Origin of the sequence: Pseudomonas gregormendelii (assembly GCF_017114825.1) — a bacterium.
Lineage (GTDB): Bacteria > Pseudomonadota > Gammaproteobacteria > Pseudomonadales > Pseudomonadaceae > Aquipseudomonas > Aquipseudomonas gregormendelii.
Genome location: NZ_JADEVO010000031.1, coordinates 1 through 18,660, shown reverse-complemented (window position 1 = coordinate 18,660; position 18,660 = coordinate 1). Strand labels below are relative to the sequence as shown.

19 protein-coding genes are annotated in these 18,660 nt (G+C 58.7%); 9 read left to right on the top strand and 10 right to left on the bottom strand.

Going from position 1 to position 18,660, the window contains the following annotated elements:
• Positions 1-53 precede the first annotated feature (53 nt).
• The gene (gene estP / locus IMW75_RS19805) at positions 54-1,961 is read right to left on the bottom strand and encodes an esterase EstP (RefSeq protein WP_205893515.1); all 1,908 of its coding nucleotides are present in this window, start codon (positions 1,959-1,961) and stop codon (positions 54-56) included.
• A gap of 407 nt (positions 1,962-2,368) precedes the next feature.
• Between estP and IMW75_RS19800 the strand changes: the two genes are divergently transcribed.
• The 4 genes from IMW75_RS19800 to IMW75_RS19785 all read left to right on the top strand — a co-directional run bounded on the left by IMW75_RS19800 (position 2,369) and on the right by IMW75_RS19785 (position 5,653).
• Positions 2,369-2,962: an aminodeoxychorismate/anthranilate synthase component II gene (locus IMW75_RS19800; RefSeq protein WP_007980194.1), complete on the top strand. Its 594-nt coding sequence runs from the start codon at positions 2,369-2,371 to the stop codon at positions 2,960-2,962.
• Positions 2,963-2,971: 9 nt separating this feature from the next.
• Positions 2,972-4,021 (top strand): anthranilate phosphoribosyltransferase, encoded by a 1,050-nt coding sequence (gene trpD, locus IMW75_RS19795; RefSeq protein WP_045059987.1) that lies wholly within the window; start codon positions 2,972-2,974, stop codon positions 4,019-4,021.
• Entirely contained in the window at positions 4,018-4,854 is an 837-nt protein-coding gene (gene trpC, locus IMW75_RS19790; RefSeq protein WP_045059988.1) for an indole-3-glycerol phosphate synthase TrpC, read from the top strand. The genes trpD and trpC overlap by 4 nt, the downstream gene beginning before the upstream one ends.
• Before the next feature lie 97 nt (positions 4,855-4,951).
• Positions 4,952-5,653: a lipoate--protein ligase family protein gene (locus tag IMW75_RS19785; RefSeq protein WP_205893514.1), complete on the top strand. Its 702-nt coding sequence runs from the start codon at positions 4,952-4,954 to the stop codon at positions 5,651-5,653.
• On the opposite strand, the gene crp is transcribed toward IMW75_RS19785, so the two are convergent.
• On the bottom strand, positions 5,650-6,294 hold the full coding sequence (gene crp / locus IMW75_RS19780) for a cAMP-activated global transcriptional regulator CRP (RefSeq protein ID WP_045059990.1): 645 nt from the start codon (positions 6,292-6,294) through the stop codon (positions 5,650-5,652). The two genes, IMW75_RS19785 and crp, sit on opposite strands and share 4 nt — an antisense overlap.
• A gap of 260 nt (positions 6,295-6,554) precedes the next feature.
• Between crp and IMW75_RS19775 the strand changes: the two genes are divergently transcribed.
• Together IMW75_RS19775 and speD are read left to right on the top strand one after the other, a co-directional pair.
• Positions 6,555-6,977, top strand: coding sequence for an OsmC family protein (locus IMW75_RS19775; RefSeq protein WP_045059991.1), 423 nt, complete (start codon positions 6,555-6,557; stop codon positions 6,975-6,977).
• 239 nt (positions 6,978-7,216) lie between these two features.
• Entirely contained in the window at positions 7,217-8,011 is a 795-nt protein-coding gene (gene speD, locus IMW75_RS19770; protein ID WP_045059992.1) for an adenosylmethionine decarboxylase, read from the top strand.
• 190 nt (positions 8,012-8,201) lie between these two features.
• On the opposite strand, the gene coq7 is transcribed toward speD, so the two are convergent.
• The 6 genes from coq7 to hemJ all read right to left on the bottom strand — a co-directional run bounded on the left by coq7 (position 8,202) and on the right by hemJ (position 12,788).
• A complete protein-coding gene (coq7, locus tag IMW75_RS19765; RefSeq protein ID WP_045059993.1) occupies positions 8,202-8,849 on the bottom strand; it encodes a 2-polyprenyl-3-methyl-6-methoxy-1,4-benzoquinone monooxygenase in 648 nt (215 codons plus the stop codon).
• 218 nt (positions 8,850-9,067) lie between these two features.
• Positions 9,068-9,406, bottom strand: a complete 339-nt coding sequence (locus IMW75_RS19760) for a histidine triad nucleotide-binding protein (RefSeq protein ID WP_045059994.1) — start codon at positions 9,404-9,406, stop codon at positions 9,068-9,070.
• 80 nt (positions 9,407-9,486) lie between these two features.
• The gene (locus IMW75_RS19755) at positions 9,487-10,275 is read right to left on the bottom strand and encodes an SDR family NAD(P)-dependent oxidoreductase (RefSeq protein ID WP_045059995.1); all 789 of its coding nucleotides are present in this window, start codon (positions 10,273-10,275) and stop codon (positions 9,487-9,489) included.
• A 62-nt stretch (positions 10,276-10,337) separates the two neighbouring features.
• The gene (locus IMW75_RS19750) at positions 10,338-11,309 is read right to left on the bottom strand and encodes a DUF805 domain-containing protein (protein WP_205893513.1); all 972 of its coding nucleotides are present in this window, start codon (positions 11,307-11,309) and stop codon (positions 10,338-10,340) included.
• A 48-nt stretch (positions 11,310-11,357) separates the two neighbouring features.
• Entirely contained in the window at positions 11,358-12,326 is a 969-nt protein-coding gene (locus tag IMW75_RS19745) for an NAD(P)H-dependent flavin oxidoreductase (RefSeq protein WP_045059997.1), read from the bottom strand.
• Positions 12,327-12,359: 33 nt separating this feature from the next.
• A complete protein-coding gene (gene hemJ / locus IMW75_RS19740; protein ID WP_045059998.1) occupies positions 12,360-12,788 on the bottom strand; it encodes a protoporphyrinogen oxidase HemJ in 429 nt (142 codons plus the stop codon).
• Positions 12,789-12,922: 134 nt separating this feature from the next.
• Between hemJ and argC the strand changes: the two genes are divergently transcribed.
• Together argC and erpA are read left to right on the top strand one after the other, a co-directional pair.
• Positions 12,923-13,957, top strand: coding sequence for an N-acetyl-gamma-glutamyl-phosphate reductase (gene argC, locus IMW75_RS19735; RefSeq protein ID WP_205893512.1), 1,035 nt, complete (start codon positions 12,923-12,925; stop codon positions 13,955-13,957).
• A 168-nt stretch (positions 13,958-14,125) separates the two neighbouring features.
• Positions 14,126-14,476, top strand: a complete 351-nt coding sequence (gene erpA / locus IMW75_RS19730; protein WP_007947969.1) for an iron-sulfur cluster insertion protein ErpA — start codon at positions 14,126-14,128, stop codon at positions 14,474-14,476.
• Between the two features lie 80 nt (positions 14,477-14,556).
• Here erpA and IMW75_RS19725 read toward each other — a convergent pair whose 3' ends face one another.
• A complete protein-coding gene (locus tag IMW75_RS19725; protein ID WP_205893511.1) occupies positions 14,557-15,648 on the bottom strand; it encodes an anhydro-N-acetylmuramic acid kinase in 1,092 nt (363 codons plus the stop codon).
• 3 nt (positions 15,649-15,651) lie between these two features.
• The gene (locus IMW75_RS19720) at positions 15,652-17,073 is read right to left on the bottom strand and encodes a peptidoglycan DD-metalloendopeptidase family protein (protein ID WP_205893510.1); all 1,422 of its coding nucleotides are present in this window, start codon (positions 17,071-17,073) and stop codon (positions 15,652-15,654) included.
• Between the two features lie 226 nt (positions 17,074-17,299).
• On the opposite strand from IMW75_RS19720, the gene tyrS reads away from it, so the two are divergent.
• A complete protein-coding gene (gene tyrS, locus IMW75_RS19715) occupies positions 17,300-18,499 on the top strand; it encodes a tyrosine--tRNA ligase (protein ID WP_205893509.1) in 1,200 nt (399 codons plus the stop codon).
• The last annotated feature ends 161 nt before the right edge of the window (positions 18,500-18,660 follow it).

Here is an 18,660-nt window from a genome sequence, read left to right as displayed (position 1 = left end):
AAAAAAGCGGCGCCTGTGAGGGCGCCGTTTTTTTTCACCTGTCGATCAGCCGATCAGAAATCCAGCGCCACACCCAGGTTTACGCCTTGTTGGGTAAAGTCGTCATCCTTGCGAATGATGTAGCTCGCGCGCAGTGCGAGGTCTTTGGTGAGGTTGTGACTCACCCCCAGGTTCACCCGGTTCAAATGACTCTGCGGGGTATAGCCTTGCAGGGTGAAATCATTGGCCGGCAAGCTATTGAGGGCGATGTTGATCTTCTGCACATCGTCCTCGTACTCGCGCTCGTAGGCATACTCACCAAACACCCGGGTTTGCGAGGTGATCTGGTACTTGCCCTGCAGGCCAACGCCCAGGCGTTTCGAGTTACGGGTCTGGTCATCAAAACTCAACGCGGTTGCGCGATTGCTATTCTCCGAGTACCCGTCGACTTCCACCTTGGCGTAATCGGCGCTGACAAACGGTGACAGGTGCCACTCGCTGCCTGGTTGGGCAATGTCGTAGCCAATGCGCGTGCTGAATGCCCACAAATGCCCGTCAGTATCGCCTTTCTCGGCACCTTCGCTGGCGCCCAGGTCGAACTTGCGCTTGAGATTGTCGTAGTCCAGCTTTCCAGCTGTCAGCGCAGCATCCGCCCACCAGCGGTTCTGCTGGAACTGGGCAAATGCTGTAGCCAGGTAGCTATTGAGCTTGTAGTCCGAGTCGTTATTGCCGGCATCCAGGTTCTGCCGGTAGAAACCTGCGGCGACACCTACGCGCCAGGCGTCGTTGAGCCGGTAGCTGCCGCCCACATTCAGGTTGTAACCGCTGCCGTCGGCGCTGGCGCCGCTGCTCTGGCTGTCGAGGTCAAGATGCTGGCCTCCCCCGGCAACAATGGCTCGCCATTGCCCGACCGCTTGCCAGTCTTCCCAGTCCGATTGCCATTGGCTGCGCAGTTCGTCCTGATGCGCGCGCAAGGTGGCGTGGGCCATTTCCGGCAGCAGCGTCAGCTCCCATGGCGCGGCGAGCAGGGAATAGGCGTAATCGGCGATCAGCTTTTGCCCGGCTTCGGTCGGATGGACCCCATCGTTGTAGATCAGCTTGGTCGGGTCTGGCGTGGCACTGTTGATGCCATAGGTAGCGTTTTCCGTGCAGCCATTGCCACTGAAGCAGGTTGCCGTCAGGTTCTGGTCAGTCGCCAGGCCGAAACGTCCCGGATCTGCAAAGCTCTCCTGCAGCAGCAGGGGAATGTTCAGCGGGATGATTTCGGCGTTGATGCCCTGCAGGCGCTGCACCAGCTGCAGGTTGAACTGATTGCTGAGCTGGGTGGCGGCCGTTTGCAGGCCGGTGCTATTGATGGCCGGCGTCAGGCCGATGTCCGGCAGCAACCAGACCATCACGTATTTCGCGCCGGCGGTCTGCAGCACTTGCACGCTGTCGGCCAGGCGGTCTGCGGCAGCGTTCGCCTCGGCGGGGCTGAGGATGCGCCCCTGAAGGAAGTCGTTACCACCTCCCGAGAGGTAGTACAGCGCGTTTGGGTCGGCCTGGAAATTGTTCGACGGCAGATAACCGACCCGGGTGCGCTCCCCTGTAGCGGACTGGGTGGTGATCGAGTCAAGGATCTGGTCGGTGCGGTAGCCGCCGACCGCCCAGTTGTTACCATCCGCCAAACCCTGGTTGGCCCGCACGGCCGAAGTCGACGCTGCGGTTTCGTCGGCAGAGAACCCGAGTCGGCCACCCAGCAATTGGGTAGAGTTGAGCGAGCGCGACTCGCCGCTGCCATCCTGATAAACCGGCCCCGTCCGGTTGGTGTAGCGCTGGGTCGCACCTGCCGGCCCGCCTGAATCGGTAAAGGTCCCGGCATCGTTGAGGCTGTCGCCGAACACGACAAAATTGGAGTATGGGTTTGGAGCGGCGATCGCTTGGGTGCAGGCCATTGCGAGCAAGCATCCGGCGAGCGGTACAAACAGCGTCTGTTTGATCATGAGCAAGTCCGTTTATTTATTGTTGTAGTGAACGAAACGACAGTACCAAAAAAAACCGGCCTTTCGCCATCCGTCGCGATCCCTTCTAATGATTCGCCTGCGGGCGTCACCGCGATATTGCACGCTCCGCCCAGCTAAGTTACTGTGCCAAGACGTATGAATGAGACCTTCCCCGTGTTGATCATCAGCAAACTCCTGGATCAAGTCATCAAGGCACACGCCCGCTGGCGTTGGCGCGCCTGAATTCTTTGCCGGCCTCGCCGGACCTGTACCGATTTACCTTCGTTGCCCGTTTTACCTGCCGCTTTGCTGGCGCCACTCCAGCACCCGACAAAGCGCAGCGCCCTGCGGGTAATCATCTGAAGGTCATGTTCAAAAATCAGTGAATTCAAGAGGTTCCCAGCGCCATGTTGCTGATGATCGATAACTACGACTCCTTTACCTACAACGTTGTGCAGTACCTTGGTGAGCTCGGCTCCCAGGTCAAAGTCGTGCGCAACGATGAGCTCACCATTGCCGAAATCGAAGCCCTCAACCCTGAGCGCATCGTGGTGTCCCCCGGTCCTTGCACACCGACCGAAGCCGGCATTTCCATCGAAGCCATCAAGCATTTCGCCGGCAAGCTGCCGATCCTGGGCGTGTGCCTCGGGCATCAATCCATCGGCCAGGCCTTTGGTGGTGACGTGGTTCGCGCGCGCCAGGTCATGCACGGTAAGACTAGCCCGGTATTCCACGAGGACAAGGGCGTATTCGCCGGCCTGAATCGACCGCTGACGGTCACTCGTTATCACTCGCTGATCGTCAAGCGCGAAACCCTCCCCGACTGTCTGGAGCTGACGGCCTGGACTCAGCTGGAAGATGGCTCGGTCGACGAAATCATGGGCTTGCGCCACAAGACGCTGAACATCGAGGGGGTGCAGTTTCACCCCGAGTCGATCCTCACCGAGCAGGGCCACGAACTGTTCGCCAACTTCCTCAAACAAACCGGCGGCACGCGCTAAGGACTTTCCATGGATATCAAGACAGCCCTGAGTCGTATCGTCGGCCAACTCGACCTGAGCACGGACGAGATGCGCGATGTGATGCGCGAAATCATGACCGGACAATGCACGGATGCGCAGATCGGCGCATTCATGATGGCCATGCGCATGAAAAGTGAGAGCATCGACGAGATCGTCGGCGCGGTGTCGGCCATGCGCGAGCTGGCGGACAAGGTCGAACTCAAGACCCTTGACGGTGTGGTCGACGTGGTGGGTACCGGCGGTGACGGTGCCAACATCTTTAACGTGTCGACCGCGTCTTCGTTTGTAGTCGCGGCCGCCGGCTGCACCGTCGCCAAGCACGGTAACCGTGCGGTGTCTGGCAAAAGCGGCAGCGCGGACCTGCTGGAGGCTGCTGGCATCTACTTGAACCTGACGCCGGTCCAGGTGGCGCGCTGCATCGATAACGTCGGCATCGGCTTCATGTTTGCCCAGACCCACCACAGTGCCATGAAGCACGCCGCCGGCCCGCGCCGCGAGCTGGGCTTGCGCACGATGTTCAACATGCTCGGCCCGCTTACGAATCCGGCCGGTGTCAAACATCAGGTAGTGGGTGTGTTCAGCCAGGCGTTGTGCCGTCCCTTGGCCGAAGTCTTGCAGCGGCTTGGCAGCAAGCACGTGCTGGTGGTGCATTCCAAGGATGGCCTGGATGAATTCAGTCTTGCCGCGCCGACTTTCGTTGCGGAATTGAAGAACGACCAGATCACAGAGTATTGGGTAGAGCCTGAAGACCTGGGCATGAAGAGCCAGAGCCTGCACGGCCTGGCTGTCGAGAGTCCGGCGGCATCGCTGGAGCTGATTCGCGATGCCCTGGGCAAGCGCAAGACCGAGAACGGTCAGAAAGCGGCCGAGATGATTGTGCTCAACGCCGGTGCGGCGTTGTACGCCGCCGACCATGCCACCAGTTTGAAAGAGGGCGTTGCCCTGGCGCACGATGCGCTGCACACAGGTCTTGCTCGGGAAAAGCTTGAGGAGCTGGGTGCATTTACCGCGGTATTCAGAGTGGAGAATGAAGGATGAGTGTACCGACGGTTCTGGAAAACATTCTGGCGCGTAAAGTCCAGGAAGTCGCCGAGCGCAGTGCTCGTGTGAGTCTGGCCGAGCTGGAAAGCCTGGCCAAGGCGGCCGATGCCCCCCGTGGTTTTGCCAACGCATTGATCGCCCAGGCCAAGTCGAAGCAGCCTGCCGTCATCGCTGAAATCAAGAAAGCCTCACCCAGCAAAGGTGTGATCCGCGAGCACTTCGTACCTGCCGATATCGCCAGAAGTTACGAAAAGGGCGGCGCCACCTGCCTGTCGGTACTCACTGATATCGATTACTTCCAGGGTGCCGACGCTTACCTGCAGCAGGCGCGAGCGGCGTGCAAACTGCCGGTGATCCGCAAGGACTTCATGATCGATCCTTACCAGATCGTCGAAGCCCGGGCATTGGGCGCCGACTGTGTGCTGTTGATCGTTTCCGCCCTGGACGACGTGAAAATGGCCGAGCTGGCGTCTGTCGCCAAAGGTGTTGGCCTGGACGTGCTGGTGGAAGTTCACGATGGAGACGAGCTGGAGCGGGCCTTGAAAACCCTCGACACTCCGCTGGTGGGCATCAACAACCGCAACCTGCATACCTTCGACGTGAGCCTGGAGATTACCCTGGATCTGTTGCCGCGAATTCCGCGGGATCGTTTGGTGATTACCGAAAGCGGCATTCTCAACCGTGCCGATGTGGAGCTGATGGAAATCAGCGACGTCTACGCGTTCCTCGTGGGTGAAGCGTTCATGCGCGCGGAAAGCCCGGGTACTGAACTGCAGCGTCTGTTTTTCCCCGAGCGTGGTACTGCAGTCAGCGGTTCTACCCTCGACTGAGTGCATTTTCGTAGGCAACCCAATCCCTGTGGGAGCGGGCTTGCCCGCGAAGAGGCCATCAAGAACCCCACAGATGTCATGTCTTGCTGAGTCATCCATGCCCCAGCCAATCTCTCATTCTGTAGAAGCCGGCTTGCTCGCCGAACAGGAACTGCTTGCGCAGGTCTGCACCGGTGAATCGGAATTCGGCCTGCTGTTTTGGCAGCCCAATGATCAGGCGCTGGTCATGCCGCGTCGTCTCAATCGCCTGCCTCAGTTCGAATCCGCCTGCGAAGTTTCCGCTGCCGCCGGTTGGCCAGTCTTGTTGCGTGAAACCGGCGGCGAGCCCGTGCCGCAGTCCGCTGCCACGATCACCATTGCGTTGGTTTATGCTCCACCGCGCAGCGAGGGTGACCAGAATCGTATCGAAACAGCCTATCGCCGCCTCTGCGATCCTATCTGTCAGCTGCTGGATGAGTTGGGCGGGGCGTCGTCCATCGGTGAAGTGGAAGGTGCATTCTGTGATGGTCGCTTCAACGTCAACCTGGACGGTCGGAAAATGGTTGGCACCGCTCAACGCTGGCGGCAAAGCATGGGTGGTACGCGGCCGGTCGGCCTGGTGCATGGGGCCTTGCTGCTCGATAACCAGCGCGAATCCATGGTGGCTGCGGTCAATCGTTTTAATCAAGCCTGTGGCCTGGAGCAGCGAGTACGCGCCGAAAGCCACATTGCGTTGCATGAGAAATTCGCCGCACCGCAAGCGTTGATGCGACTGGACCAACTCTACCGGCAAATGCTCAAGCAGATGTTCGGCGGTTAACGCGTGCCGAAGATCACCATGGTCTTGCCTTTGACGTTTACCAGGTTGCGCTCTTCCAGATCCTTGAGCACGCGACCGACCATCTCCCGGGAACACCCGACAATCCGCCCGATTTCCTGACGGGTCACCTTGATCTGCATCCCGTCGGGATGAGTCATGGCGTCGGGTTGCTTGCACAGTTCCAGCAGGCAGCGCGCGACGCGGCCCGTCACGTCGAAGAAGGCCAGGTCACCGACTTTGCGGGTGGTATTGCGCAGGCGCTGGGCGATCTGTCCGCTGAGCACGTAAAGAATGTCTGGGTCCTGCAGGGATAATTCGCGAAATTTCGCATAGCTGATCTCCGCGACTTCGCATTCAATCTTCGCCCGCACCCAGGCGCTGCGTTGCTGCTCCTGGCCGGCCTGTTCGAACAGGCCCAGCTCACCGAAAAAGTCCCCGGAGTTCAGGTACGCGATGATCATCTCGCGGCCATCATCGTCTTCGATCAGGATCGTGACCGAGCCCTTGATGATGAAGAACAGGGTGTCGGAGCGGTCGCCGGCACAAATGATGTTGCTCTTGGCCTGATACCGACGGCGCTGGCAATGCATGAGCAGCTTGTCGAGGTTCTTGATCTTGGGGGTGGGGGCAATAGCAACCATGGTTGTATCCCGAAAAGACTGCGCAGTAAGTTGGATTTATTTGCACGAGCTGACGACAGTTCAGGCCGCGATCGGACGATCTTGTTGTTCGCTTCAGGTCTGGCAAGGCGCCAGCGATTTGGCGCCAGCATAACAGACACTTTCTGCAGTTTTCGAGATTTTGCCTGGGGCGAGTGGTTATGTCCTGCACAGGTGAACGCTGCCAACCATGGGCCCTGTGCTAAGCTGGCGACCCTTTTTTATGTAGTGGAGTCTGGGCGATGAAGGCACGCATCCAATGGGCTGGCGAAGCCATGTTCCTCGGCGAATCCGGCAGCGGTCATGTCGTGGTCATGGACGGTCCTCCCGATGCCGGCGGCCGTAATCTGGGTGTCCGGCCGATGGAAATGCTCCTTCTGGGCGTCGGCGGTTGCAGCAATTTCGACGTCGTCAGCATTCTCAAGAAGTCGCGCCAGGCTGTCGAAAGCTGCGAAGCCTTCCTCGAGGCCGAGCGCGCGAATGAAGATCCAAAGGTATTCACCAAGATCCACATGCATTTCGTGGTCAAGGGCCGCGGGCTCAAAGAGGCTCAGGTCAAGCGTGCCATCGAGCTGTCAGCGGAGAAATATTGCTCGGCTTCGATCATGCTTGGGGCGGCGGGCGTGGCCATCACCCACGACTACGAAATCATCGAACTCGGTTGAATCGACATTCAACTATCATAAATGCAGTGCAGACTCTGGCGATCCCAAGCTGACGTCTGCATAATGCGCCACTTTTTTCAGGGTCGTGGACCGTCTGCCGACAGGCCACTCACCCGAACAGACAACCAAAATCGCCATCGCGAAGAGGTGTTAACCGTCCTACGCAGCTGCGTTGTTCGCATCTGACGGGCATGCTTGATCACGCGGCCCGGGCCGCAATACATAGAGAGTTTTTAACGGTGAAAAGCAAACTCAAGCTCCACGGGTTCAATAACCTGACAAAGACCTTGAGCTTCAACATCTATGACATCTGCTACGCGGAAACCCCGCAAGACCAACAGGCTTACGTCGAGTACATCAATAAAGAGTACAACGCCAAGCGCCTGACGCAGATCCTCACTGAAGTTGTCGATATCATTGGTGCCAACATCCTGAACATTGCCAGTCAGGACTATGAACCCCAGGGTGCCAGCGTCACGATTCTGATCTCGGAAGAGCCGGTCACCCCGACCGACAGCCAGATCGAAGAGTCTCCGGGGCCGTTGCCTGAAATTATCCTGGCCCACCTCGACAAGAGCCACATCACGGTGCACACCTACCCGGAAATCCATCCGGATGACGGTATTGCAACGTTCCGTGTAGACATTGACGTATCGACCTGTGGCGTCATTTCACCGCTTAAAGCGCTCAATTTCCTGATTCACCAGTTCGATTCGGACATCGTGACCGTGGATTATCGTGTGCGCGGTTTCACCCGTGACGTTGAGGGCAAGAAGCACTTCATCGACCACGAGATCAACTCGATCCAGAACTACCTCTCCGAAGACACCCGCGCCAGTTACCAGATGACCGACGTGAACGTGTACCAGGAAAACCTGTTCCACACCAAAATGCTGTTGAAGAACTTCGAACTGGATAACTACCTGTTCGGCGATGCCACCAACAGCCTGTCCTCTGAGCAACGCGCCCGGGTGACCGACCGTGTGAAGCACGAAATGCTGGAAATCTTCTACGCGCGCAACATGCCGACCTAAGATTTACGGGTACAAAAAAGGCGACTTCCTCACGGTAGTCGCCTTTTTTATGGTTTCCGCACACCTCTGGCTGATGCAGCGCTCTTGTGGGAGCAAGGCTTGCCCGCGATGGCGATCCGGAGAATGCCATCGCGGGCAAGCCTTGCTCCCACAGATCAGATCAGATCAGATCAGATCAGATCAGATCAGATCAGATCCGGTAGGTGCTCTTGGTCATCACCTTGGCCAACAAGCTCATCCCGAACTTCACCGGCGCCGGAAAACGAAACCCGCCCGCATCCAGCGCGCTTTCCGCGTGGTGTTCTTCATCAGTGCGCATCTGCTGCAATATCGCCCGGGACTTTTCGTCCTCGGCCGGCAACTGCTCAAGGTGTTCGTTCAGGTGTTTGCACACCTGGTGTTCGGTGGCGGCAACGAAGCCCAGGCTAACCTTGTCGCTGATCAAACCGGCCACTGCGCCAATACCGAACGACATGCCGTAGAACAGCGGGTTGAGAATGCTGGTGTGGCTCCCCAACTGGTGGATGCGTTGTTCGCACCAGACCAGGTGATCGATCTCTTCTTCTGCAGCATGTTCCATGGCAGCGCGCACGTGCGGCAGCTTGGCGGTCAGGGCCTGGCCTTGGTACAGCGCCTGGGCGCAGACTTCGCCGGTATGGTTGATGCGCATCAGGCCGGCGACATGCCGGGTGTCTTCGTCGCTCATCTGCACATCCGGTTGCACGATAGCGGGCGATGGGCGGTACGGCTGGCCACTGAAGGGCAGCAGGGTACGCATGGCAGCATCGGCTTGCAGCAGTAGACGGTCAATGGGCGAGTAGTGACGTTGGGTAGTCATGCTGACCTCCGGGAAGAATCTCGGCTACCAGTTTAACCGAATCGGCCGGGGAAGGTTTGCGTTGGGTCATTTGCCACGCGGTGATGTTTTATACGCTTATGTAGGAGCTGCCGAAGGCTGCGATCTTTTGATCTTGTTTTTGATACCTAGAAGATCAAAAGATCGTCCGAACGCGGCCCGAGCCTTCGGCAGCTCCTACACACAGGTCGCGGTATGTCTTAGCCCGGTGGCCAGGTCATCTGCCGTTGACCCAGTACGTGCATATGGATGTGATAGACGGTCTGCCCGCCATCTTCATTGCAGTTCATCACGACACGAAAACCCTTCTCGCAACCCAGTTCCAGTGCCAGGCGCTGGGCGGTGAAGAGGATGTGCCCGGCCAGCGTTTTGTCTTCCTCGGTGAGGTCGTTGAGGGTGCGCACCGGCTTCTTCGGGATCACCAGGAAATGCACCGGTGCCTGTGGCGCGATGTCGTGGAAGGCCAGAACCTGGTCGTCTTCGTAAATGATCCTGGCCGGGATCTCCCGGTTGATGATCTTGGTGAACAGAGTATCCACAGCTGTTTTCTCCGTTGTTTGGTCTGGCCTGAGTGTACCCACGGAGCTGGCCCGGGCCCAGGGTTTTACCTTGCAGGGTATCAGCGCGGGCAATAGGCCTTGTTGACCATGCCCGCGATTGTCCGGTTGAGCCAGCGTGAACCCAGGCGCGGCAGGAACGCCCGCCAGCGGTTGCGTCGCCCCGGGATGATGATCGCGCGATTTTTTTCCAGGGCGCGAACGGTATAGAGCGCGACTTCTTCGGGGCTCATTGTCAGCCGGGTGTTGTTCAGCTTGTCGGTGTTCAGTTGGGCCGTGCGGAAAAATCCGGTACGGGTAGGGCCAGGGCAAAGCACCGAAACCTTGATCGCACACTTCTTCAGTTCTACGCGCAACCCTTCGGAGAAATTCAGTACGTAGGCTTTGCTGGCGTAATAGGTGCTCATCCAGGGACCTGGGTGGAAGGCTGCGACCGATGCCACGTTGAGGATTTGCCCGCCACCGTGCAGCGCCATGCTATTGCCGATGGCATGACACAGGCGAGTCATCGCCAGGATGTTCACTTCGATCAGGTCCTGCTCGGTCATCCAGTCCTGTGCGAGGAACGGGCCGCAGGTGCCAATACCGGCGCAGTTCACCAGCAGGTCGATCTGCCGGTCGCCTTCTTCAAGCTCCAGCAGGAAACCGGACAGCCGCAAGGGTTCGCCCAGGTCGCAGGCGCGAAAAAGCACCTCCACGCCAAAACGTTGAGTCAGTTCAATGGCAATGCTTTCCAGCTGATCACGCTGTCGGGCCACCAGGAGCAGGCTACGGCCGCGCCGGGCCAGCGCTTCGGCCATCGCCAGGCCGATACCGCTGGAGGCACCAGTGATCAGAGCGTAACGGGTCATGCAGTTCTCCATCGCAACAGCTCCGCGCCCGCGACGCAGGTGTCACCGGCGGGGAGTGCTGTTCATTCTTTCGCAGAGTCTACAGGTGGCTGGGCTTCTTCGGCTGCATCGTCAGCTGAATTCGGCACCGGCTCTGTTTCCACCGCGGTTTGATCTTCGATTTCGGAAGGGCTGATGGAGTCACTTTCATAAGCGCTTTGGGTCGCGCTCTGGTACTCATCCTGAATGGCCGAGAGACCACCGGCCAGGCCGCCAATGAAAACCAGGGCAATAAATACCACCCACAAGCAAGACAGGACTTTGACGGCATTGCTGTTGGGCGGAGGCGGAGCACCATAGCGGTTGGCGACACTGTTGCCCGGCATGATCATCATGACAAAGGGAAAGAAGCTGCCAACAAAAGGCACCAGGTTCAGCAGCCATAGCCAGCCCGACCAACCAATGTCATGCAGGCGCTGGACGCTGAACTGAATGCTGACGAACCCGAGCGCGGCGATCAGGATGAAAGCCAGCAGACCGGCGAGAATCAGGCCGCCGCTCGAGTCCGAACTCAAGACGGCCAGGCCCATGAGCGCCAATACGCTGCCCAGGCCAAGTGTCACCAACGTCAGGACCATCGTCCAGGCGAGAAAGCGCAAGCGACCGATACGACCCTGGAAGCTGAACGGTTTGAGTGGGGCGAACCCCGTCACCGTTTCACCAACTGCTGCGTACGGGGGCGCGTAAGGCGATTGCGGATCCTGGACGAAGGCTGCCACAGGGGCGGGTTCAGGGACGTCAGACAGGTTCAGCTCGATCGAAGGTTCACTTTCGATCCGTGCATCAATGCCGGTTTTTGCCAGTGCCTGAAGATAGGTCTGGGCATCGGAGTGCGACAGGTCGCGTTTGAGCGCAACCGGCCGGCCGCTGAATAGCCGTTCGATGGCAGCCACATCGCTCTTGAACAGCTCGGCAAGGTTGAGCTTGGCGGTGGTGATGTCAACGCCTGGCAGCAGAGCGCCGTCGAACATGATCTTGAAACGGTTTTCGCTCATTGCGAGGCATCCTTGTCGCGAGTGGTCATTGAGGAGGCGGGTAGGGGCTCATCGCGGCCAGCGTTTGGGCAGCGTCGAGGCCAGTTCCAGCGCCTTGCGGTATTCGGCATCAAGGCGTGCCACCAGTTCATCCACGCTTGGCAGGTCGTCGATTTCACCAACGCCCTGGCCCGCGGACCACACCGTCTTCCACGCCTTGGCTTCGTCGCTGATCGGCTTCAGTTTGGCACCGAAGTTCACTTCGCCCTTCCCTTGCAAAGCCGCGGTATCGAATCCGGCCGCTTCCAGGCTCTGGCGCATGAAACTGGCCGGCACACCCGACACGGCTGGAGTATGGACGATATCCGCCGCCCGGGAGTCCAGCAGCATTTGTTTATAGGCTTCAGGCGCATGGCTTTCGGTCGTACCGATAAACCGTGTACCGAAATAGGCGAGATCAGCCCCCAGCAGTTGCGCGGCGAGGATCTCGTGGCCGTGGTTCAGGCAGCCAGCCAGTAGCAGCGTCTTGTCGAAGAATTGACGGATCTCGGCAATGAGCGAGAACGGGCTCCATGTTCCGGCATGGCCCCCGGCGCCGGCCGCTACCGCGATCAGGCCATCCACTCCAGCCTCGGCAGCTTTCTCGGCATGGCGACGAGTCGTCACGTCGTGAAACACCAGGCCGCCATAGCTGTGAACCGCGTCTACCAACTCCTTGACTGCGCCCAGGCTGGTAATCACGATCGGCACTTTATGCTCGACGCAAATGTGCAGATCCGCCTGCAGTCTGGGGTTGCTGTTGTGGACGATGAGATTTACTGCGTAAGGCGCCGGGTTGTCCAGAACCGCCAGACCCGCTTCGATCTCTTCCAGCCACGCCTTGAAGCCGCTGCTTTCGCGCTGGTTCAGTGCTGGAAAACTCCCAACCACGCCATTTCTGCAGCAGGCCAGCACCAATTGCGGGTTGGAGATCAGGAACATCGGCGCCGCCACTACAGGCAGGCGCAGACGTTGTTCGAGCAAAGCGGGCAGCGACATTGGAAGTACCCCGGTGAGTTGTGTCTGTTGAGTTTAGAACGGCCGAACCACGACCAGAATTACGATAGCCAGCAATAACAGAACCGGCACTTCATTGAACCAGCGAAAGAAGACATGGCTGCGGGTGTTTTCGCCACGGGCAAAACGTTTCACCTGAGCGCCGCACATATGGTGGTAGCCAATCAGCAACACGACCAGCGTTAGCTTGGCGTGAATCCAGGCGCCCTGGGTGAAGATGCTGGGGTTGAGGTAGATCAGGGCGACACCGAAGACCAGCGTGGCGATCATCGCCGGGCCCATGATGCCGCGGTACAGCTTGCGTTCCATCAGGCTGAAGCGTTCCTTGCTGACGGTGTCCTCGCTTTGCGCGTGATACACGAACAGGCGCGGCAAGTAGAAAAGGCCGGCAAACCAGCAGACCATGCTGACGATATGAAGCGCTTTGAGCCACAGATAAAGCATTTTAGTTATTCCCAGGTTCACGGTAGCCCGAATAGTAGAGGCTTGAGCGCCCGCACGTCACCTTGCCGGTTGTCGCAGAACGATACGGGCCCTATTATCGTCGGCTTTCCAGTGGGTTCGTTGAGGGCAGGTTTATGGTCAAGGTCGGTATCGTCGGCGGCACGGGTTACACCGGTGTCGAACTGCTGCGTCTGTTGGCACAGCATCCGCAAGCTGAAGTGGCAGTGATCACTTCCCGATCCGAGGCCGGTCTGGCCGTGGCTGATATGTATCCCAACCTGCGCGGTCATTACGACGGCCTGGCCTTCAGCGTTCCGGACATCAAGACCCTGGGTGCCTGCGACGTGGTGTTTTTTGCCACACCCCACGGTGTCGCGCACGCCCTTGCTGGCGAGTTGCTGGCGGCGGGGACCAAGGTCATCGACCTGTCCGCAGACTTCCGCTTGCAGGACGCAGATGAGTGGGCCAAGTGGTACGGCCAGCCTCACGGTGCCCCGCAATTGCTTGAGGAGGCGGTATACGGTCTGCCTGAAGTTAACCGTGAGCAAATCAAGCAGGCGCGCCTGATTGCGGTGCCGGGTTGCTATCCAACCGCTACGCAATTGGGTTTCCTGCCGCTGCTCGAAGCCGGTCTGGCCGACACCTCTCGCCTGATCGCCGACTGCAAGTCCGGCGTCAGCGGAGCCGGTCGTGGGGCTGCAGTCGGTTCGCTGTACTCCGAGACGTCGGAAAGCATGAAGGCTTACGCCGTCAAAGGTCACCGTCATTTGCCGGAAATTCGCCAGGGCCTGCGTCGTGCCTCGGGCAAGGATGTCGGTCTGACCTTCGTTCCGCACCTCACGCCAATGATTCGCGGTATTCACTCGACGCTGTACGCAACGGTTGTCGATCGCTCCGTCGACCTGCAGACATTGTTCGAAAAGCGCTACGCCAACGAACCGTTCGTCGATGTAATGCCCGCTGGCAGCCACCCGGAAACCCGCAGCGTGCGCGGCGCAAATGTCTGCCGTATTGCGGTGCATCGTCCGCAGGATGGTGATCTGGTCGTGGTGTTGTCGGTCATCGACAATCTGGTGAAGGGCGCCTCCGGTCAGGCCGTGCAGAACCTCAATATCCTGTTCGGCCTCGATGAGCGCCTGGGGCTGTCCCACGCAGGCATGCTGCCGTAACGCCTTACCTTGATCGGCAAAAAGGCCCGTTAAGCGGGCCTTTTTGCATTCTGGTCTGACAATAGGTGTGATTGATATACCGTAACAATAGTTGACCAATTTTCTAGGAGAAGCGGATAATGCCCGTCATCACGCATTATGGCGGCGTAACGCCGGGAGATAGTTAGCATGAGCGTCGAATCCTTCACCCCCACGGCTTTGCAATTTACCCACGGTGCTGCGCACAAGGTGAAGAGCCTGGTCGATGAAGAGGGGAATGATCGCTTGAAGCTGCGCGTATTTGTTACGGGCGGCGGTTGTTCAGGTTTTCAGTACGGCTTCACCTTCGATGAAGAAGTGGCCGATGACGACACCATCGTCGAGCGCGAAGGTGTCAGCCTGGTTGTGGACCCTATGAGTTTCCAGTACCTGGCGGGTGCCGAGGTCGACTATCAGGAAGGGCTGGAAGGGTCGCGCTTCGTGATCAAGAATCCGAACGCTTCGACCACCTGTGGTTGCGGTTCTTCGTTCTCGATCTGATCGCACGTCTATTCCAAATCAAGCGCCGCACACTCCCATTGGGTTGTGCGGCGTTTTGCTGTGCGGGATTCGGTGGATGTTCAGGCGGGATAGATGGCGCCAAGCACGCGCAAGCCGCGAGCGCCGGTGACGCTAGGGCGATTGGCTGCGATACCTTCAAGGCAGCAGTGAGCCAGCCAGGCGAAGGCCATGGCCTCGACCCAGTCAGGATCTACGCCATAGGCGCCGGTGCTACTGACTGTTGCGTCGGGCAGCAGGCTGGCCAAGCGTGCCATCAACGCGAGGTTATGCGCGCCTCCTCCGCAGACCAGCAGTTCCCGAGTCGCCGATTGTGCCTGTTGCAGCGACTCGACGATGGTCAATGCCGTGAGCTCCAGCAGCGTTGCCTGCACGTCTTGTGCAGCGAATGCCGTCAGCCGGGACAGATGCTGTGTCAGCCATGGCAGGTTGAACACCTCGCGCCCGGTACTTTTCGGGCCTTGGGTCACGAAGAATGGATCGCTCAGCAAGGCCCGCAATAACGCTGGTTCAACCTTGCCGCTGGCCGCCCACTGGCCATCGCGATCGTAATTATCGCCGCGTTGCTGGTGAATCCAGGCATCCAGCAGCACATTTCCCGGGCCACAATCGAAACCCGATACCGCTTTGCCGGGTTCGATCAGGCTCAGATTACTAAAGCCGCCGACATTCAAGACTGCGCGGTTGCCAGGCTGTTCTTCAAACAGCGCTTCGTGGAAAGCGGGAACCAGCGGCGCACCTTGACCTCCAGCCGCTACGTCACGGCTGCGGAAATCACTGACTACGGTGATGTTGGTCAGCTCGGTGAGCAGGGCAGGGTTGCCGATTTGTACCGTGAAACCCCGCGCCGGTTCGTGCCGAATGGTCTGGCCGTGACTGCCGATCGCGCGGATATCTGCGGGCTGCAGGTTCTGTTCAGCGAGGAGGGTGGCGATGCCCTGCGCCGCAAGCTTGACCCAGTTTTGCTGGGCAATTGCCGAGCGGGCTATTTCGTCGGGGCCACTGGCGCACAATGCCAGCAGCTCACAGCGCAAGGAGTCGGGCATGGGGATGTAGTGGGTGGCGATCAAATTGATCGCCGGGTCCAGCTCCACCAGCGCGATGTCCAGGCCATCCAGGCTGGTTCCAGACATCACGCCTATGTAGAGCGTCATGGCTTAGCGCTTCGAAGCCAGCATGGTGGATTTTTCCTGGTCCATGCGGGCCATCAGCGGCTGGCTCTGGGCCAGGAAGCGTGCGCGTTCGGCCTTGGAGATCGGGTCTGCCATCGCGACTTTCTGGCCCAGGGGATCGACGTGCACGCCATTGACCTGGAATTCGTAGTGCAAATGCGGGCCAGTGGAGAGGCCGGTGGTGCCGATGTAGCCGATGACCTGGCCCTGTTTGACGGAACCGCCGGTCTTCACGCCCTTGGCGAAGCCTTGCATGTGGCCATACAGCGTACGGTAGGTGTTGCCGTGCTGGATGATCACCGTGTTGCCGTAGCCGCCGCGACGACCGGCCAGCAACACCTTGCCGTCACCGGCGGCCTTGATCGGCGTGCCGCGAGGGGCGGCGTAGTCGACACCCTTGTGCGCACGGATCTTGTTCAGGATCGGGTGCTTGCGGCCCATGGAAAACTTGGAGCTGATGCGGGCGAAATCTACCGGTGTACGGATGAATGCCTTGCGCATGCTGTTGCCGTCAGCCGTGTAATAGCTGCTGTTGCCTTGCTTGTTGGTGTAGCGAACAGCGGTATAGGTCTTGCCACGGTTGGTGAAGCGCGCAGAGAGGATAGGGCCATTGCCCACGGCCTTGCCGTTGACGACTTTCTGTTCGTAGATCACATCGAACTCGTCGCCCTGGCGAATATCCTGGGCGAAGTCGACGTCGTAGCCAAATACGCTGGCCATGTCCATGGTCAGGCTGTGGGACAGGCCGGCGCGAGCGGCAGACTGCGACAGCGAGCTGTTGATCACGCCGTGGGCGTAGGCAGAGCGCACACTCGTCTTGGCGGTTACGCGGTTGAAGGCATAGCCCTTGTCGTTCCTGGTCAGGGTGATGGTTTCGAGATCGCTGACCTTGCTGTGCAGCGTGGCCAGCTGGCCGTCCGGGTTCAGTTCGAATTCGAGTTTCTGGCCGCGCTTGAGCTGGCTGAACTGCTTGGCTTGTTTGTCGCTGGCCAGTACATCGTGCACGGAAGTGGCGGGCAGGCCGACTTTCTCGAACAGGGTGGACAGCGTGTCCCCTTTGGCAACTATCACTTCCCGATGGGTTGGGGCTTTCTTTTCTTCAACCACTGGCGTAGGCGCTGGCTCGGCCTGAGCGGTTTCCTGGGGCTGTTCAGCGCTGTTGTCGATCTGTGCGAAAGGCGAAGCGGCGGTTTCATTTGTGGCTTGAACGGCTTCTGCGGCGTCTTGATCTTGTGTCAGTTGTTCAGCAGGGCTTTCCAGTTCAAGGCTCAGGGTTGTCTTTTTGGCTTCTACATCACTGGAAGGGAATACCAGAAGTGCCAGGCTCAGCAGGGCGGCGATACCGCTTGCAGCGAGCAGATGGGTCTTCGGGTAAAGCGGTGGCGCTTTAGACGATTCTTTGGTCATGGGTAATTTTTGACTTTGAAAAAGATGAATTGGAAAAGATGAATTGGAAAAGATGAATGACATGATGAAGATGAAATAACTGTATAAAATATAACCAAATCATCCTTGAAGCAAGTCCGCGGTCACTCTGCCGGCGGATTGGCGTCATTGCGCCGGCCAAACTTTGTATTTGACCCGTGATCTTGTATGGTTGGTTCCCTTTGAATTCGAGCCTTGCGGGTCTGTTATGAAGTCGGTTGAAGAGCAGCTAGCGCTGATCAAACGTGGTGCGGAAGAACTGTTGGTCGAGTCCGAGCTGATCGAAAAGCTCAAGCGTGGCCAACCGCTACGTATTAAGGCCGGCTTCGATCCGACGGCGCCGGATTTGCACCTGGGTCACACGGTGCTTATCAACAAGCTGCGCCAGTTCCAGGAGCTGGGGCATCAGGTGATCTTCCTTATAGGTGACTTCACCGGGATGATCGGCGATCCGAGCGGCAAGAGCGCCACGCGTCCGCCGCTGACGCGCGAGCAGGTTCTCGACAACGCCGAGACCTACAAGACCCAGGTGTTCAAAATCCTCGATCCGGCCAAGACCGAAGTGGCGTTCAACTCCACCTGGATGGATCAGATGGGGCCGGCGGACTTCATTCGCCTGACGTCGCAATACACTGTCGCTCGCATGCTTGAGCGCGATGACTTCGACAAGCGCTATACCACCAACCAGCCAATCGCTATCCATGAGTTCCTGTACCCGCTGGTCCAGGGCTATGACTCCGTTGCCTTGCGCGCAGACGTGGAGTTGGGCGGCACCGATCAGAAGTTCAACCTGCTGATGGGGCGTGAGCTGCAGCGGGGTTATGGGCAGGAGCCTCAGTGCATCCTGACCATGCCGCTGTTGGAAGGTCTGGATGGCGTGAAGAAGATGTCCAAGTCGTTGGGCAACTACGTGGGTATCCAGGAAGCACCGGGTGTGATGTACAGCAAGCTGGTTTCGATTCCTGATGCGCTGATGTGGCGCTACTTCGAATTGCTCAGCTTCCGCTCGATGGATGAGATCAATGCCTTGCGTGCCGACGTCGAAGCGGGCGCTAATCCGCGTGACATCAAGATCAAGCTGGCCGAGGAGATCGTTGCGCGTTTCCACGGCGAAGAAGCGGCGGCCAATGCCCATCGTGCTGCAGGCAACCGGATGAAAGAGGGCGAGTTGCCCGATGACCTGCCTGAAATCGAATTGACCGCAGCTGAAAACATGCCGATCGCAGCCGTCCTTAATAAGGCAGGCCTGGTGAAGAATTCGGCAGTGGCGCGTGACCTGCTCAATTCTGGTGGTGTGCGTATAGATGGTGAAGTGGTTGATCGCACCTTTATATACGTACTGGGCGCAACCCACGTTTGCCAGGCTGGCAAGAAGGCATTTGCGCGCATTACGCTCAAATCCGAGTAAAGCTGAAATAAGCGCTTGACGGCGAATTGTAACGGTCTATAATTCGCCCCACTTCCGGCGCAGTCGAAACGGAAAACTCCTTGGTAAACAATGAGTTACGCAGTTTTGACGGTCAGCTGCTTCAGGTCATCGAAGCGCAAAAGAAGTTGAAAAAGAGGTGT